The organism is Methylomonas stagni, assembly GCF_050154735.1.
GTDB classification, from domain to species: Bacteria; Pseudomonadota; Gammaproteobacteria; order Methylococcales; family Methylomonadaceae; genus Methylomonas; species Methylomonas koyamae_A.
Map to the genome: position 1 here is coordinate 3,961,233 of NZ_CP189557.1, position 15,468 is coordinate 3,976,700.

Genomic DNA, 15,468 nt, shown 5'->3' on the forward strand with positions numbered 1-15,468 from the left:
GCAAGGACCATTCCAGTCATGTCAATTAATCGCACAGCCGCTCTACCTGTCATTGTCGCCGAAGGTCTCGGCAAAACCGTTCCCACCTCGGATGGGGATTTGCATATCTTGGCATCGGTGAATTTAATCATCAAGCCGGGCGAAAGCATCGCGATCGTCGGCGAATCCGGATCGGGCAAGTCCACGCTGTTGAGTCTGCTGGCCGGGCTGGACACCCCGAGTAGCGGCTCGGTGATCGTTGCCGGCCGCGATTTGACCCAAATGAACGAAGACGGCCGGGCCGCGCTGCGCAACGAGTTGGTCGGATTCGTGTTCCAGTCCTTCCAATTGCTGCCGGCCTTGACCGCGCTGGAAAACGTCATGCTGCCGTTGGAGCTGGCCGGGAACGCGAACGCCGAACCGGCCGCCCGAACCTTGCTGGAGCGGGTCGGCCTAGGTAAGCGGCTGCAACATACGCCTCGGCAACTGTCCGGCGGAGAACAGCAACGCGTCGCGTTGGCGCGAGCCTTCGTCGGCCGGCCGGCGATTTTGTTCGCCGACGAGCCGACCGGCAATCTGGACAGCAACACCGGCGCGCACATCGTCGAATTATTATTCGAATTGAACCAGGAATTACACACGACCCTGATTCTGGTAACCCACGACATGAGCTTGGCGGCGCGTTGCCAGCGCACGATACGGCTGGAAGCCGGGAGCATCGTATGAAGCGCTTTCGCTTGGCGATGAAAATGCTGTGGCGCGACGGCCGTTCCGGGGAATTGACACTGTTGGTGATGGCCTTGCTGATCGCGGTGACCAGTTCGACCGCGATTGCGCTGTTCGCCGACCGACTGCAGCGCACGATGACGCTGCAGGCCGCCGAATTTCTGGCCGGCGACCTAGCCGTCGCCGGCCCGGCCGCGATCGATCCGGCCTGGCTGGGCAAGGCCGGCGAACTGGGCTTGGCTCAATCGCAAACCGTCGAATTCCCAAGCATGTTGCTGGAGAACGGCGAGATGTTGTTGGCCTCGATCAAGGCGACCGGCGGCGGTTATCCGTTGCGCGGCTACCTGAAAACCGGCGACGGCGCGTTCGATCATTTGAGCGAAGTCCACGCCGGTCCGGAACCCGGCACCGTTTGGGTCGACAAGCGGGTGCTGCAAGCTTTGAAACTGGAACCGGGCGCCCGGCTGACCGTCGGCGAGGCCGTGCTGACCGTGACTCGAGTGCTGGGCTACGAGCCGGATCGGCGCGGCGATCTGTACAGTTTCTCGCCGCGAGTGATGATGGCGCTGGCCGATCTGGCCGCGACCGGCGTGGTTCAACCGGGCAGCCGGGTGCGCTTCGCGTATCAATTCAGTGGCGACGAAACGGCGCTGAACGCTTACCGCGACTGGCTGAAGCCGCAATTGAACCCGTCGCAACGCCTGCTGGACGTGCGTAACGACAGGCCGGAACTGGATTCGGCGTTGAGCCGGGCCGAGCGCTATCTGGGCCTGTCCAGCGTCGTGGTGATTTTAATCGCCGGCGTCGCGATCGCGATGGCCGCCGGCCGCTACACCGAGCGGCATTTCAACGCTACCGCGCTGTTACGCTGCCTGGGCTGCAAGCAGGGTGAAATCGTGGCGCTGTACTTGGGGCAATTTTTAATGTTGGGTATCGTCACCAGCGGCAGCGGCGCGCTGCTGGGTTGGCTGGCCCAGCACGGCTTGTTCCTGATGCTGTGCGATTTATTGCCGGCGCGGGTTGCCGACCCCGGCTGGCTGGCGGTCGGTTTCGGCTTCGCCACCGGTTTGGCGATTCTGCTGGGTTTTGCATTGCCGCCGCTGTTGCGGCTGCGCCGGGTCGCGCCGCTGCGGGTATTACGCCGCGATCTGGAACCGATGCCGGCCAGCGGCTGGTTGATTTACGGGCTGGCGCTGAGCGTGGTGGGCGCGTTGATCTGGCGCTATACCGGCGATTGGAAAATGACCGCGACGATACTCGGCATCGGCGCGCTGACCTTGGCGCTGCTGGGCTTGTTGCTCTACGGCCTGCTGCGCGCCGCCCGCCGCGCGCTGCCGGCCATGAATCTGGGCTGGCGCATGGCCTTGCGCGGCCTGATCAGTCACGGCCCAGCCGGCATCGGTCAAATCCTGGCCTTCGGCGTAACCCTGGCGGCAATGGCCTTGAGCTTTACCGTACGGTCCGATTTGATCGCCGAGTGGCAAAAGCAATTGCCGGACCAGGCGCCCAACCACTTTGCGCTTAACATTCTGCCGGACCAGGTCGGCGGTTTTAGTGGGGACATCGCCGGCCTCGGCATCGCCGCCAGCCCGTTCTACCCGGTGGTGCGGGGACGTCTAATCGAGATCAATCAAGAAGCGGTGCAGCGCCGGGTTAGTAAGGACAGCACCGGCGAAGCGGCGACCCAACGCGAACTGAGCCTGACCTGGGCCGAGCAATTGCCCGAGGATAACCGCGTCGTCGCCGGCGACGCCTGGCGGGACTTGCCGCCCGGCCAGGTATCGGTCGAACAAAAGCTGGCCGACAATCTGGGTATTCATCCCGGCGACCGATTGAGTTTCACGGTCGGCAGCGAGCGCTTGACCGCGACGGTCGCCAATCTGCGCAGCGTGCGTTGGGATACGATGCAGCCGAATTTTTACATGATTTTCTCGCCCGGCACGTTGACCGGCTTCCCGGCCACCTACATGACCAGCTTTTATCTGGACGAATCGCAAAAATCTCTGTTGACCGGTTTGGTCAAGCGCTTTCCGGCGACGACGATCCTGGAAGTCGATCTGTTGTTGAAGCAGTTCAAAACCATCCTGACCCAACTGACCCGCGCCATCGACGTCTTGCTGTACTTCGCGTTGGCCGCCGGGTTTACCGTATTGTTCGCGGCGGTTTACGCCAGCCTGGACCGGCGCATCCGCGAGAGCGCCTTGTTGCGCACGCTCGGTGCCGGCCGCGGCTTCTTGCGGCGCGGCCATTGGATCGAGTTCGCGGTGTTGGGCGGAGCGGCCGGCGTATTGGCTGTGATCGCGTCGGAAGCGGTGTTGTTTGCCTTGTATAACCGAGTGATGCAGATCGAGTACCGGCCCAACGTGACGCTGTGGCTGGCGTTGCCGTTGATCGGGATGCTGGGCGTGGGGTTGGCGGGATTCTGGGGCGTGCGCGGCGTGGTGCGGCAAGCGCCGCTGACGGTTTTGCGACGCATGGATTGACGCGAGAACGAGGCCTAAGCGTACTTGTCGTCTCCCAGCCGGTGACGCCATTCCCGGCCGTCTTTACAAGTTAATGACGGTTTCCAGCCAATCCTAAAGATATTAACAAGAGCGACTGTCCTTGTGGGAAGAATTTTGTTTCTTATTTGGAAATTTTAAATCTGTAAAAATGCGTATTGTAAATAAATCCGCTCAGGCCTAAAGTGAAACCAACTTCACTAACCGACTCGATGCAGTCTAGGAGCAGAAATGAAAAAGGCCGACTCTTTATACAGAGATATCGCGACCGGCGCGTTCTTTTCAGCCGGCATTTTTGGATTGGTATTGGAGCAATGGCTGTTATCCATGGCCTTGTTCGGCGCCGCCGCGTTAGCCAGCAATCTGCAACAAGCCAAGCCCGCGCGAGCGATGTCCCGGTTTTAACTCGGGTGCCGGTCGAGCCGGCATCTTCGGAGCGCACGGACGCGCGAACGTCGGAAACCGCTAGACCGCAGTGTTCCGGCGTTGCTGTAAGTTCGTAGTGCCTCCCGTTGTTAAGTGCTCTGTACTTCCACAGCCCCCGTCCGGGACCGGATCGGGGGCTTTTTTTGCGTCGGCGTTTTCGGACGGAATCCGCCGATAGAGCTGAAGGTGCCGGCTTCAGCGAGGCGCAGGCGGAAATTATTACCAAGCTGCAAAAATTGGCGGTAGCCTCCACGCTTGACCGGGCAAAACACGATTTCGAGCTGGATAGCCTAGTAACCAACCAATCGTTGGATTTACGCATTAAGGATGTCGAGCTAAAAATCGTCGAAACCAAATCAGAGCTGATCCGCTGGGTCGTTAGCGGTGGCCTGTTACAGAGCGCGCTGATTGCCGGTTGTTGCTAAAGCTTATTTCATCCGCTCCTTAAACGAGATTACTGCGGCAACAGCCGTATCTCGCAGCATCTACCGGGTGCGCCAGTCGCGAACGATGCGGCGGATGCTGTTTACCGCCTGCTCCTGACCTTAGACAATTGACAGCCCTATTTAAGACGAGTCAAATAACAATTAATAATTGTTAGGAGAGACCTCATGCCTACCAGCGTTGCACTAAGCCCGCATTTTGAAGCCTTCATCCGAGACCAGATCGCCAGTGGTCGCTACAACAACACCAGTGAAGTGGTGCGTGCGGCCTTGCGACTGATGGAGGAACAACAGCAACGCCAGGCTTTACAACTGGAAGCCCTGAAAGCGGAAATCGCCGCAGGCAAGGCCAGTGGGCCCGGCACCCCAGCCGATAGCGTGTTCGCACGATTGGAATCAAAGTATCAGCAACAATTCGACAGCCAGTGAGCAAGCTGATTGTCACGCCACTGGCTGAAAGCGACATCGAAGCGATTGGCGATTACATTGCCCAAGATAATCCCCGGCGCGCACTTAGTTTTGTCAGAGAGTTATTTGGGCAATGCAAAACCATTGCTGGAAATCCGTTAGGCTACCGTCTCCGTCCTGAGCTGGCGGAGGACCTCCGGTCGTGCGCCACTTATTGTCTTTAATAATTTGAAAGCGGTGAATTTTTTGAAGAAAAAAAGGTTGTACGGCCTGATGAAATCTTTTCATCAGGCCCTATTCAAATTGCGCGGTATGGAAAAAATGTCGTATTTAGGTCCAACTGGGTGAAGGGGCAGCATGAAAAGATGCAGCAAGAATTGGCTAGGCAATACCCCGCTGTCGTTAAAGAAATAGACGAACTCGTTGATAGAATTGTATCTGCTGTGCAAAGGCTACCAGCGGAACAACTTCTACATCGTGCTTGGACTAATTTGCTTATGTCTTGCCAGCATATTGAAGTAGAGGTCGATGTTGGAATGGAAGATGCCCATGCGATGCGGATGGTCGATTATGTGCAAAGCATTATCGCCGCATCGCCCCCCAGTTTAGAGCAACAAGATGAAGTTTCCGAGGAAGACTGGCAATATCTCTCCGTTCAAGTTCAGAAGCTGTTTCAGAAAATCAATTTCGAATATCACATTTGCGCTACGGCTAAAAGGAAATTATCCGGCGATGATTTCGATGATGCAATGGAGACATTCCTCTTTAAATCGCAGATGCACTGGTGCAATGTGCGAGGCGATAACTATCAAGTTCATCAAGTTCAATCGCTCGCAGACTTATTAATTCCTCAATCGGATATTATCCATAGAGCCTTTGGGATTTCTGGTGAGGATTTGATAGCTGAACTCGAAAAAATCTGGCATAGCCTAACCTTTGGGGTTCAGGATGCTATGGAGTCGCTTAGAAGTCTGCAATTAGAGGTTATGGATGATGTGCAGTTACTCTTAGAGGATGGAGTATCTGAAAAAGGCAAAAGCATTCCTGAGCTAATGCAAATTTCGTGTGACCGCCTTGGTTGCAGAGAGGAACTTGAAAACAGCATGAGTTCATTGTTTGGGATGACTTTATTTGATGTTGGGCGACTCACTAATCTCCCCACTGTTTTTCTTGAAGAGTTCTCGTGGATGCCTGGTCAAGATCAGGAATTTCTGGCTGCCGGAGAGTTTAAGGGTTGGCCACTAAGAATTTGGCCGACATTCAAGCGCCCCTTCATAAAGCTTGGGGGACATTATTATTGTTTTGATATTCATAGTTTGTTTGATAACTTTTTTAGGCAAATTGAAAAGAAAATCTATCTCCGGTCTGAAGCAGAAAAGCAGACTTGGATTGCTGGGCGAAAGACGGTATCCGAAGCATTGCCGATCCAATATTTCGAGCGACTACTACCAGGTGCTACAGTCTACCCAGAAGTTTATTACCAATCGCAAGCAAACGCTGGTGGTTCAAAGAAGTGGTGTGAGGCCGACTGTCTAATTTTATTCGACGACCATCTATTTGTAATCGAAGTCAAAGCAGGAGCGTTCACGTATACGTCGCCTGCAACTGACCTACCGGCATACATATCATCTTTAAAGGCGTTGGTCCAAAGCCCAGTCGAGCAAGGACAACGTTTTGTAAAATATTTGCAGGGTTCGGAAGAAGTTCCTATCTTTGATGTAAATCACAGGGAAATTGCCAAGTTAAGGAAGCGAGGATTAAGGGTTATTACGATTTGCGCTGTTACGCTTGACTCGTTTACGGAAATTGCCGCTCAGGCTCAACATCTTCACAAAATAGGAGTAAACGTCAGCAACGATCCGATTTGGTCACTCTCTCTGTCTGATTTACGAGTTTACGCAGACATATTCCAAGGGCCGCTTGAGTTTCTACACTTTGTAGAACAGCGCATGCTAGCTGCAATTTCCAATCGTTTAGAGTTGGACGATGAACTCGATCATCTCGGGCTATATTTAGAGCATAACAATTATTCCATGCATGCAGAGAATTGTTCGAAAGACAAATTGGACACGCTTCGCTACCACGGTTACCGATCAGAGGTGGATCGGTACTTCTCTAAAAAGCTAATTGGAGAAACGACACCGGTTTTACCAGTGCAGAAAATGCCGCCTCGGCTGCGTGAAGTATTAACTTTTCTTAACTTAAGCTCAATTCCGGGACGCTCGAATATAGCGAGCTACTTGCTTGATCTCTCTGGCGATTGGCGAGAAAAGCTTTTTCACTGGATTGAGACAGAGTTAAACGACCTACCATCGCGGGGACGATGTTTGCCGATGTCAACCCATGGAGAGGTTCGGTTAACTATTTTTGTTAGTATGCCAAACGTTACTCAATATGACCGCGCTAATGCAATCCACCACGTTCGTACGGTCTTGATAAGTACCAACGATCCTGATCGTTCATTGCTGGAGCTTTCATATGACAACGATGGCACACTTATTGGTTTAGATTGGTCAATCATTAACCTTGAAGGTTTGTCAGTTACAGAACGTGACCGATTGAAACAAGCAGGGGAAAAGCTCAAAGAAAAGCGCATTACTAATGCAATTAGATCGTCAGGGAAAATTGGTCGAAATGAATTATGCCCTTGTGGAAGTGGAAAGAAATTCAAACGCTGCTGTGGTTTCAGCAAATGACATATTGCGACTGCTTAAGGCCGTAAGGCGAATAGTAGGGCGTCAATAAGCGTAGCCGTATTGCGCCGCATGTTGGCCTTTAATCATGCGACGCATTACGCTGCCGCTAATGCACCCTACAAATTACAGGCTTCTTAAAGCCCCAGAGCATCCAATTCGTCCAACAACCGTAAAGCCCGCTTAGGGTCGCCTCGCAGTTGGGCGGCTAGAAAGCGTTGTTTGGCTTCTTCTTCCGCCAAGGCTTGGGTGGATAACTCGAACATCAGCTTGTTGAGGCTGATGTCGCGGACCTTGGCTATGTTTTTCAGCCTTTCGACCATATCGTCGGGCAATCGAATGGATAAGGTTGTCATGATCTTAATAACCTCAATATTTGCTCCGGTGTCACGACTTCGTAACCCAAACGTTTAAGCTCGGCATGGGCAAAGTCCGACACATTGTTGGTGATGATGTAAGCGGCACGAGCGGCAATCGCCAGTTCCACCAAATGATTATCCGCTTCGTCCTTTAAATTGGGCCGCCATAAGTAGCGGGCGTCGATTGCGGTACAAACCTGTGCAAAACCATCAAGAAATTCCTGCAAAGCCACCGAAGTTTGGTTGCAAAGAGCCTGAATCTTCGGCCGATTAAGAAGGTCTTGATATTCAAGGTAAAGTGCGTTGCCGACAAAGGGCTGTAAATCGCCTTGGAGGCAACGGCGAAGAACTTCTCGATTCGGTCCTTTACCGCCGATCAAGCCGGCAACCAGGACATTTGTATCTACAACCACTCTAATTGCCATGCAAAATTGCCAGCATATATGCACACACTCCTATCCTAGCATATGCCTAAATTTTGGAAAGATTTTCGATCTCGCATTCAATGCGAACACCCAGCCCCTCGCGTCGCCTGAAAAATATAACCCTAATTGGACATACCAGCGCAGAGAGCAATAAATCGGCGCGATTTTCGGACGTGTGGGGAATGCCCCCCCCCCTCAGCGCTTCGACCATTCATTTTCCGCCGAGAACGCGTAACGCGAAGATTCGGGCGAGCCTATTCAGCCGGGTTATCGCGACATGCCGCCAATTTCGTCCCAGTCTTCGCTAACGGCGTCAACCTAGCGCCCAGACCAGTGAATCGGCCGGCATTGAGCCGATCGCCCCTCGCGCGAATGCCGCGAACATCCGGGTAAATTTCCCGTCTTCAACCGCCAGCCCAAATAATCGGCTGTTTTGGTGGGGATTTTGCGGTCTCAGTCGTCTTATTAGATTGAGTGTCAAACTAACGGCTGCTAAGTCCGAATCGAAAAGGAGAGCTTATGAAAATTCGCCCGTTTTGGGTGCTGGTGCATCGTTATGCCGGCTTGGCGATGACCGCGTTTTTGATCGTGGTCGGTTTGACCGGCAGTCTGTTGGCCTTCTACGAGGAATTGGACGGCCTGATCAGCCCGCACCTATACGCCGAACCCGCCGGGCGGCAGACCTTGCCGATTCCGCAGTTACTCGATAGCGCCGAACACGCCTTGGGCAGCCGCGCGCGGGTAGCCTCCTTGTGGCTGTCGCCGCGCCACGTCGATATCGGCGTTTCGCCCAACAACGACGCCCAAACCGGCCAACCGTTGGCATTGGATTTCGATCAAGTGATACTGGACCCCTACACCGGCGCGGAACTGGGCCGACGGCACTGGGGCTCGATTACCGAAGGCATAAACAACTTGATGCCCTTTATCTATAAACTGCATTACAACCTGGCCCTGGACGACATCGGCGCCTGGACATTGGGCATCACCGCGCTGGTGTGGACCCTGGATTGTTTCGTCGGTTTTTATCTGACCCTGCCGGCCAAGCCACTAACGGCTCGCGCCGCGGCCCGTCGTTTTGGCGGCGCTGGCGGCCGGCCTGGGCCGTGAAATGGCGCGGCTCGTCGTTCCGCATCAATTACGACTTGCACCGCGCCGGCGGTTTGTGGGTGTGGATCGCGTTATTGGCTTTCGCCTGGTCCAGTGTGTACATGAACTTGGGCGATACGGTTTACGCCAAGGTGATGCAGACGGTCAGCGATTTCCGGCAGCCCTGGACCGACATTCCCGAATTGCCGCAACCCTTGCAAAACCCGCCGGTCGTGATCGGCGAGGCCTTTGAGTTGGCGGATGCCGCCGCGCGCAAGGCCGGGGCCGAGCAAGGCTTCGCGGTATTGCAACCTGCGGCGATCTGGTATAACGCCGGCCGAGGCTTTTACGTATACAGCGCGCGTAGCGACCTGGATTTCCAAGACAAGGGCGGCCAATTGCGGGTGGTGATCGACGCGGTCAGCGGTGCGCAAAAAATGCTGCTGTTGCCCAGCGGCCAATACAATGGCAATACCATTACCGCTTGGCTGGCGGCCTTGCACATGGCCAACGTGTTCGGCATGCCCTACCGGATCTTCGTGTGCCTGCTGGGTTTGACCATTGTGATGCTGTCGGTCACCGGCGTGGTCATCTGGTTGAAAAAGCGCCGTCCTAAAACCCATTAAATCGCTCATCGCTTGATTCGAATACCGAAATTCAATGTCCGCCGCGCGGCGCTGGTCGGCAGTCTGGCCGGCGTGCTAAGCGCTTGCGAAACCGCGCCGGAACGCGATCCGGCCGCGTTGACCTTGGCCGTGCCCGCGCAATGGCGAGAAGCGGCGAGCGTGCAGGAACCGGTAGCCGGCTGGCTGGCCGGTTTCGGCGACGAGCAACTGAACGCGCTGATCCGGGTGGGGCTGGCCGAGAACTTCGACCTGCTGTCCGCCGCCGCGCGGGTCGATGCCGCGCGCGAACAAGCCGTGATCGCCGGCTCCGGTCGCTGGCCGCAACTGTCCTTCGTTCCCGGCTACCAGCGCGGCGACGCCGACGGCCGCCAATCGGTGGAGTCCGGCGCCTTCAGCGCGCTGTTCAGCGCCAGCTGGGAGCTGGACGTGTGGGGCCGAATCAAGGCCGCCCAAATCGGCCAGGAACGCGAGGCCGACGCGAGCGCCGCCGATTACGCCGCCGCGCGTCTGTCGCTGGCCGCCGCGATCGCCCAGACCTACTTCGAATGGCTGGAAGCGCAATGGCAAGCCGAAGTCGCCGCCCAGTCGGTCAAGGATCGCCGCGTGATCGTCGATTTGATCCGCGGCCGCTTCAATCGCGGCCTGACCCGCGGCTTGGACTTGCGTCTGGCCCTGACCGATCTGGCCAACGCCGAAGCGCAATCGGCCAGCGCGCTTAACGGCGTGCAGATTCTGGCCAAGCGCTTGCAGAGTCTGATCGCCCGCTACCCCGACGGCGAATTGGCCGGCCGCAGGGCCTTGCCGGAAACGCCCCAGGCCTTGGCGGTCGGCTTGCCGGCGGAATTGCTGACACGCCGCCCCGATATCGCCGCCGCGTTTCGGCGCTTGGCAGCCGCCGACGCCCGGCTGGAAAGCGCGCAAAAAGCCTTGCTGCCGCGCGTGACGCTGACCGGCAGCGGCGGCACCAGTACGCCGGCCCTGGCCGACATCGTCGATCCGCGCTCGGCGGCCTGGAACTTGGCGGCCGGTCTGGCCCAACCCTTGTTCACCGGCGACCGCTTGCAAGCCGACATCCGCCTGAACGAAGCCCGCGTCCGCGACGCCTACCAGCAATACCAAAGCGTGGCGCTGAACGCGTTTCGCGAAGTCGAACAGGCACTAGCCGCCGAGGCCAGGCTGCGCGATCAGGAACGCGCGCTGCGCGAGGCGGTCGAGCAAACCGAAGCCAGCCGCAAGTTGGCGGTATATTCCTATCAGCAAGGTTTGATCGAAATTCTGACCTTGCTGGACAGCTACCGCAGCACCTTGAATGCGCAAAGCGCGCATCTGGCGGTGCGGCGGCAGTTATTAACCAATCGCATTAACTTGTATTTGGCCTTGGGCGGCCCGGTGTGAACGAAAAATCCCGATGGTTACCACTGATTTTGCCGGCCGTGGTGCTGACCGCCGCGGTCGGCGCGGCCTGGGCGATGATCGCGTTGCGACCCGGCAGTCTGCCGGCGCCGGCCGAGCCGCCGGTGCCGCGTGTCGAGGTCATCAAAGCCGAGCCGCAAACCTTGAAATTGAACGTGCATTCGCAAGGCGTGGTCGCGCCGCGCGAAGCCATCGACTTGATCGCCCAAGTCGCCGGCAAGGTGGAGAAGATGCACCCGGCCCTGGTGTCCGGCGGCTTCTTCAAGGCCGACGAGCTGCTGGCGAGCATCGATCCGCGCGACTACGATTACGCCATCGTCGCGACCCAGGCCAAGATCGCCGAAGCCAAACGGGTGTTGATCAACGAACGCGCCCAGGCCGAGCAAGCCCGCAGTGAATGGCAGGCGCTGGGTGAGGGCGAAGCCAGCGACCTGGCCTTGCGCAAACCCCAGCTGGCCGAAGCCGAAGCCAAATTGCAGGCCGCCGAAGCCGATCTGGCCAAGGCCAAGCTGGACCGTAGTCGCTGCGAAATCCGCGCGCCGTTTTCCGGCCGGGTGCTGAATAAGCAAGTCGGCCGCGGCCAGTTTCTGCCGGCCGGCGCGACGATCGCCCGGATTTACGCCAACGACATCGCCGAAATCCGGCTGCCGGTCGGCATCAACGAACTGGCATTTCTGGATTTGCCGCTGGGTCAATCCGGCCGGACCGGGCAATGGCCGGCGGTGACCTTGAGCGCCGAGGTGGCCGGCCATCCGCAAACCTGGCGGGGGCGCATCGTTCGCGGCGAAGCCGAGCTGGACAGCAGCAGCGGCCAATTGTTTCTAGTCGCGCAGGTCGAACAACCCGATAACAGCCGCGACGGCGGAGCGCCGCTATTGAGCGGCTTGTTCGTGCAAGCCGAGATCGAAGGGGTGGCTCGGGCCGGACTGTACGCCTTGCCGCGCAATGCCTTGAACAATCTAGGTCAAGTCAAGCTGGTCGATGCCGAACAACGCCTGACCTTCCGCGACGTGGAGCTTCTGCGCGGCGAGCCGGGCCGGGTCATCGTCAAATCCGGCCTGAACGCCGGCGAGCGCATCGTGGTTTCGGACATGCCGATGCCGGTGGCCGGCATGCGGGTCGAAGTCTCGGCAGAACGGCCATGAGCCGCTCGCACGGCGCGGCCCGCCGGGGCGGGGTCTTGGCCTGGTTTGCCGGCAACCCGGTCGCGGCCAATTTGCTGATGCTGCTGATTCTGGCCGGCGGGGTGATCGGCATGCTGGACGTCGACAAGGAAGTGTTTCCCCGCTTCAGTCCGCATCAGATCGAGATCGCCACCACCTTCCCCGGCGCGGGACCGTCCGAAGTCGAGGAATCGGTGTGTATCCCGATCGAGGAAGCGATTCAGGACTTGCCCGGTATCAAGCATTTGCACGGCGAAATCCAGGGCGATACCTGTCTGGTATCGGTCGAAATTCGGCCCGACCGGGATCGCGAACAAATGATGGCCTTGTTGCGCGCCAGGGTGCAAGCCATTCCGCGTCTGCCCAAGCAACTGGAAAAAATCGACGTACTGCCGGCCGACCGCAAGGACGACGACGGCGTGATTTGGGTGGCGCTGCACGGCGACACCGATGCCTTCAAATTGCAACAGTTCGGCGACCGGATTCAGCAACAGCTGTCGACCATCCCCGGCGTCAGCCGGGTGCGCAATTACGGCGAACGGGCTTACGAAATCGGCATCGAAGTCGCGCCGGAACAAATGCGCAAATATCAATTGACGCTGGACGAAGTCACCCAAGCGGTGCGGGCGGCGTCGGTCGACCTGCCCGGCGGCCTGATCCGCAATCCGGACGGCGAATTGTTGTTGCGGGTGGCTGGTCGGGCCAAGGATGCCGACGCGGTCGGCGCGCTGATCGTCAAGACCTTGCCGGACGGCAACCGGCTGCGGCTGGACCAGATTGCCACGATCCGCGACGGCCTGGAGGAACGCTTGTACGACTGGCGCCACAACGGCGAAACCGCGCAGGGCTGGGAAATCCACACCGAGCGCGACAGCGTGGCGGTGGCGCGCAAGGTCAAGGCTGAAATCGAGGCCATCCGCGCCGGTCTGCCGGAAGGTTTACGGCTGATTAGCTGGTGGGACGATTCCCAGGCCTACGACGAGCGCATCGGCACCTTGCTCGAGGACGGCCTGAGCGGCTTTTTACTGGTGTGTTTGGTGTTGACGTTGTTCCTGCGGGCGCGGGTGGCCTTGTGGGCCGGCGTCGGCATTTTCACGTCGGTACTGGGCGCGTTCTGGCTGATGCCGGCGCTGGATATTTCGCTGAACATGCTGTCGCTGTTCGGCTTTTTATTGGCGATGGGCGTGTTGGTGGACGACGCCATCATCATCGGCGAAAGCGTACACAGCCGGCAAATCGATGGCGGCGAAACCCCGCTGCAAGCCGCCGTCAACGGCGTGCGCGCGGTGGCGCTGCCGGTGACCCTGTCGGTGTTGATCGTGTTGGTCGCGTTTCTGCCGGGCTTGTATTTGCCGGGTTGGGCAGGGCAAATGATGCGGCCGATCTGTCTGATCATGATCCTGACGCTGGTGTTTTCGCTGATCGAGGCGCTGCTGATCCTGCCCTCGCATCTGGTCGCGCCGGTACAGGCGCCGACCACGGGCAACGCCTTGCACCGGCTGCGCGCGCGGCTGAACGGCGGCCTGGACCGTTTGGTCGAGCGGGTGTACCGGCCGCTACTGGCGGCGGCCTTGCGCTGGCGCTATCTGACCGTCGCGCTGTTCGCGGCCCTGCTGATTATTTGCTGGGGTTTGGTCGCCAGCGACCGGGTCCGTCAATCGATTAATCCGGACGTGTCCAAGGACAGCTTTTGGGTCTCGATCCGGCTGCCGCAAAGCGCGCCCTACAGCGAGGCGCAAGCCCTGGCCACCCGCGTCGAAAACGCCTTGTTTGAATTGCGCGACGAACTGGACGGCGTGCCGCCCGGCGCCGGCAAGCGCGGTCACGATCCCGAGCATAGCGTGATTGTCGGCGTCGAAACCATCGTCTGGGAACACGGCGGCGGACTGTGGTTGGAATTGTCGGCGGCGGGCCGCCAACGCATCAAGGTCGAGGATTTCATCCGCGACTGGCGCAAGCGCATCGGCGAGATTCAAATCGGCCAGGTGGATTTCATTTTCAAGGAAGGCGACGAACCTTACGACCTGGAACTGACGGTCGGCGCCGACAATCCGGCCCAACTCGGCCCAGCGGTCGAACAACTCAAGCAACAAATCAAGGGCTTTCGCGGCGCCTACGACGTGATCGATTCCGGCGAGCCCGGCAAGCCGGAAATTCATTTAACCCTGAAGCCCGAGGCCGAACGGCTGGGCATGCGCCTGGAACAACTGGCCGAACAGGTCCGCAACGGCTACTACGGCGAGGAAGTGCATCGCTTCATGCGCGGCCGCAAGGAAGTCAAGGTGATGGTGCGTTTTCCGCTGCGCGAGCGCCGCTCGCTGGAGCAACTGCAAGCCCAACCGGTGCGTCTGCCCAACGGCGCCAGCGCGCCGCTGGCGAGCTTGGCGGATGTGGAAGTGCTGCGAGGCTACGCCCGCATCATTCGCGAAGACCGGCAACGAGTACTGAAAGTCCAGGCCAGGGTCGATCCGACCGTGGCCGACGCCAACGAAGTCTACGCGGTGCTGGAACGCGACGTCTTCCCAACGCTGGAAAGCCGCTTTCCCGGCCTGAACGTTAAAATCGGCCAGCAACGCCAAGAGCAGAAAGAGCTGCTGGCCGCATTCGGCAAAAACACGCTGATCGCGCTGTTGGTGATTTACGCATTGATCGCGGTGCCGTTTCGCTCCTACGCCAAACCGCTGATCTTTCTGCTGGCCGCGCCGGTGGCCTGGTGCGGCGCGGTGCTGGCCCACTGGGCGGCCGGCCTGCCGCTGTCGATGGAATCCTTGGTCGGCATGATCGCCGCTAGCGGCGTCGTCGTTAACGACAGCCTGGTGTTGCTGGACTATCTGCGCCAGCACGACGGCGACGAGCGGCCGGTGGACGTGCTGATCGCCGAGGCCTGCTGTTCCCGCTTCCGGCCCATCCTATTGGCCTTCCTGACCAACTTCGCCGGCTTCCTGCCCACCCTGCTGGAAACCAGCCCCCAAGCCCAATTCCTGATCCCGATGACGCTGTCGCTGTCCGCCGGCCTGCTGATCGGCATGGCCGCCAGCTTGATTTTGACCCCGGCTTGTTATGCGTTGTTGGGGGAGAGGTGAATTCGGTATCGCTGCGCACCGGCCTGCGCGCGGTTGCAGCCTATCGTTCAATTTGATTCAATGCGAGCAAGTTGATGTAACCCTGGCACACCAGCTAGACTCCGATGATATACAGAAGGGAAATTCCTATGCTG

At 58.3% G+C, this 15,468-nt stretch carries 14 protein-coding genes; 12 read left to right on the plus strand and 2 right to left on the minus strand.

Going from position 1 to position 15,468, the window contains the following annotated elements; translation table 11 throughout:
- Positions 1–18 precede the first annotated feature (18 nt).
- From ACP4CD_RS18220 to ACP4CD_RS18250, 7 genes are all read left to right on the plus strand, one after another.
- Positions 19–705, plus strand: coding sequence for an ABC transporter ATP-binding protein (locus ACP4CD_RS18220; RefSeq protein WP_064023871.1), 687 nt, complete (start codon positions 19–21; stop codon positions 703–705).
- Positions 702–3,188 carry an ABC transporter permease gene (locus tag ACP4CD_RS18225; RefSeq protein WP_426991979.1) on the plus strand — a complete coding sequence of 829 codons (2,487 nt, stop codon included), beginning with the start codon at positions 702–704 and terminating at the stop codon, positions 3,186–3,188. Before ACP4CD_RS18220 ends, ACP4CD_RS18225 begins: the two co-directional genes overlap by 4 nt.
- 249 nt (positions 3,189–3,437) lie before the next feature.
- The gene (locus tag ACP4CD_RS18230) at positions 3,438–3,611 is read left to right on the plus strand and encodes a hypothetical protein (protein ID WP_281021708.1); all 174 of its coding nucleotides are present in this window, start codon (positions 3,438–3,440) and stop codon (positions 3,609–3,611) included.
- A 164-nt stretch (positions 3,612–3,775) separates the two neighbouring features.
- Positions 3,776–4,057, plus strand: a complete 282-nt coding sequence (locus ACP4CD_RS18235) for a DUF1640 domain-containing protein (RefSeq protein ID WP_426991981.1) — start codon at positions 3,776–3,778, stop codon at positions 4,055–4,057.
- A gap of 186 nt (positions 4,058–4,243) precedes the next feature.
- A complete protein-coding gene (locus ACP4CD_RS18240) occupies positions 4,244–4,504 on the plus strand; it encodes a type II toxin-antitoxin system ParD family antitoxin (protein WP_426991982.1) in 261 nt (86 codons plus the stop codon).
- Positions 4,501–4,707, plus strand: a complete 207-nt coding sequence (locus ACP4CD_RS18245; protein WP_426991983.1) for a type II toxin-antitoxin system RelE/ParE family toxin — start codon at positions 4,501–4,503, stop codon at positions 4,705–4,707. The genes ACP4CD_RS18240 and ACP4CD_RS18245 overlap by 4 nt, the downstream gene beginning before the upstream one ends.
- Before the next feature lie 141 nt (positions 4,708–4,848).
- Entirely contained in the window at positions 4,849–7,179 is a 2,331-nt protein-coding gene (locus ACP4CD_RS18250; protein ID WP_426991985.1) for an SEC-C metal-binding domain-containing protein, read from the plus strand.
- Between the two features lie 134 nt (positions 7,180–7,313).
- On the opposite strand, the gene ACP4CD_RS18255 is transcribed toward ACP4CD_RS18250, so the two are convergent.
- Together ACP4CD_RS18255 and ACP4CD_RS18260 are read right to left on the minus strand one after the other, a co-directional pair.
- Positions 7,314–7,532, minus strand: coding sequence for a CopG family ribbon-helix-helix protein (locus ACP4CD_RS18255; RefSeq protein ID WP_426991987.1), 219 nt, complete (start codon positions 7,530–7,532; stop codon positions 7,314–7,316).
- Positions 7,529–7,960: a putative toxin-antitoxin system toxin component, PIN family gene (locus tag ACP4CD_RS18260; RefSeq protein ID WP_071159163.1), complete on the minus strand. Its 432-nt coding sequence runs from the start codon at positions 7,958–7,960 to the stop codon at positions 7,529–7,531. The genes ACP4CD_RS18255 and ACP4CD_RS18260 overlap by 4 nt, the downstream gene beginning before the upstream one ends.
- A gap of 519 nt (positions 7,961–8,479) precedes the next feature.
- Here ACP4CD_RS18260 and ACP4CD_RS18265 point away from each other — a divergent pair.
- From ACP4CD_RS18265 to ACP4CD_RS18285, 5 genes are read left to right on the plus strand one after another with little or no spacing between them, the layout of a single operon-like run.
- Positions 8,480–9,070: a PepSY-associated TM helix domain-containing protein gene (locus ACP4CD_RS18265; RefSeq protein WP_426991989.1), complete on the plus strand. Its 591-nt coding sequence runs from the start codon at positions 8,480–8,482 to the stop codon at positions 9,068–9,070.
- Positions 9,067–9,675, plus strand: a complete 609-nt coding sequence (locus ACP4CD_RS18270; protein ID WP_426991991.1) for a PepSY-associated TM helix domain-containing protein — start codon at positions 9,067–9,069, stop codon at positions 9,673–9,675. The genes ACP4CD_RS18265 and ACP4CD_RS18270 overlap by 4 nt, the downstream gene beginning before the upstream one ends.
- Before the next feature lie 12 nt (positions 9,676–9,687).
- On the plus strand, positions 9,688–11,070 hold the full coding sequence (locus ACP4CD_RS18275) for an efflux transporter outer membrane subunit (RefSeq protein WP_426991993.1): 1,383 nt from the start codon (positions 9,688–9,690) through the stop codon (positions 11,068–11,070).
- Positions 11,067–12,233: an efflux RND transporter periplasmic adaptor subunit gene (locus ACP4CD_RS18280; RefSeq protein ID WP_426991995.1), complete on the plus strand. Its 1,167-nt coding sequence runs from the start codon at positions 11,067–11,069 to the stop codon at positions 12,231–12,233. The genes ACP4CD_RS18275 and ACP4CD_RS18280 overlap by 4 nt, the downstream gene beginning before the upstream one ends.
- A complete protein-coding gene (locus tag ACP4CD_RS18285; protein ID WP_426991997.1) occupies positions 12,230–15,334 on the plus strand; it encodes an efflux RND transporter permease subunit in 3,105 nt (1,034 codons plus the stop codon). Before ACP4CD_RS18280 ends, ACP4CD_RS18285 begins: the two co-directional genes overlap by 4 nt.
- Positions 15,335–15,468 lie beyond the last annotated feature (134 nt).

Bases quoted from the DNA above. Each gene is read 5' to 3' on its own strand.
- ACP4CD_RS18265 (WP_426991989.1), top strand. From the start codon at position 8,480: ATGAAAATTCGCCCGTTTTGGGTGCTGGTGCATCGTTATGCCGGCTTG.
- ACP4CD_RS18225 (WP_426991979.1), top strand. From the start codon at position 702: ATGAAGCGCTTTCGCTTGGCGATGAAAATGCTGTGGCGCGACGGCCGT.
- ACP4CD_RS18250 (WP_426991985.1), top strand. From the start codon at position 4,849: ATGCAGCAAGAATTGGCTAGGCAATACCCCGCTGTCGTTAAAGAAATA.
- ACP4CD_RS18285 (WP_426991997.1), top strand. From the start codon at position 12,230: ATGAGCCGCTCGCACGGCGCGGCCCGCCGGGGCGGGGTCTTGGCCTGG.
- ACP4CD_RS18255 (WP_426991987.1), bottom strand. From the start codon at position 7,532: ATGACAACCTTATCCATTCGATTGCCCGACGATATGGTCGAAAGGCTG.
- ACP4CD_RS18240 (WP_426991982.1), top strand. From the start codon at position 4,244: ATGCCTACCAGCGTTGCACTAAGCCCGCATTTTGAAGCCTTCATCCGA.
- ACP4CD_RS18220 (WP_064023871.1), top strand. From the start codon at position 19: ATGTCAATTAATCGCACAGCCGCTCTACCTGTCATTGTCGCCGAAGGT.
- ACP4CD_RS18260 (WP_071159163.1), bottom strand. From the start codon at position 7,960: ATGGCAATTAGAGTGGTTGTAGATACAAATGTCCTGGTTGCCGGCTTG.
- ACP4CD_RS18230 (WP_281021708.1), top strand. From the start codon at position 3,438: ATGAAAAAGGCCGACTCTTTATACAGAGATATCGCGACCGGCGCGTTC.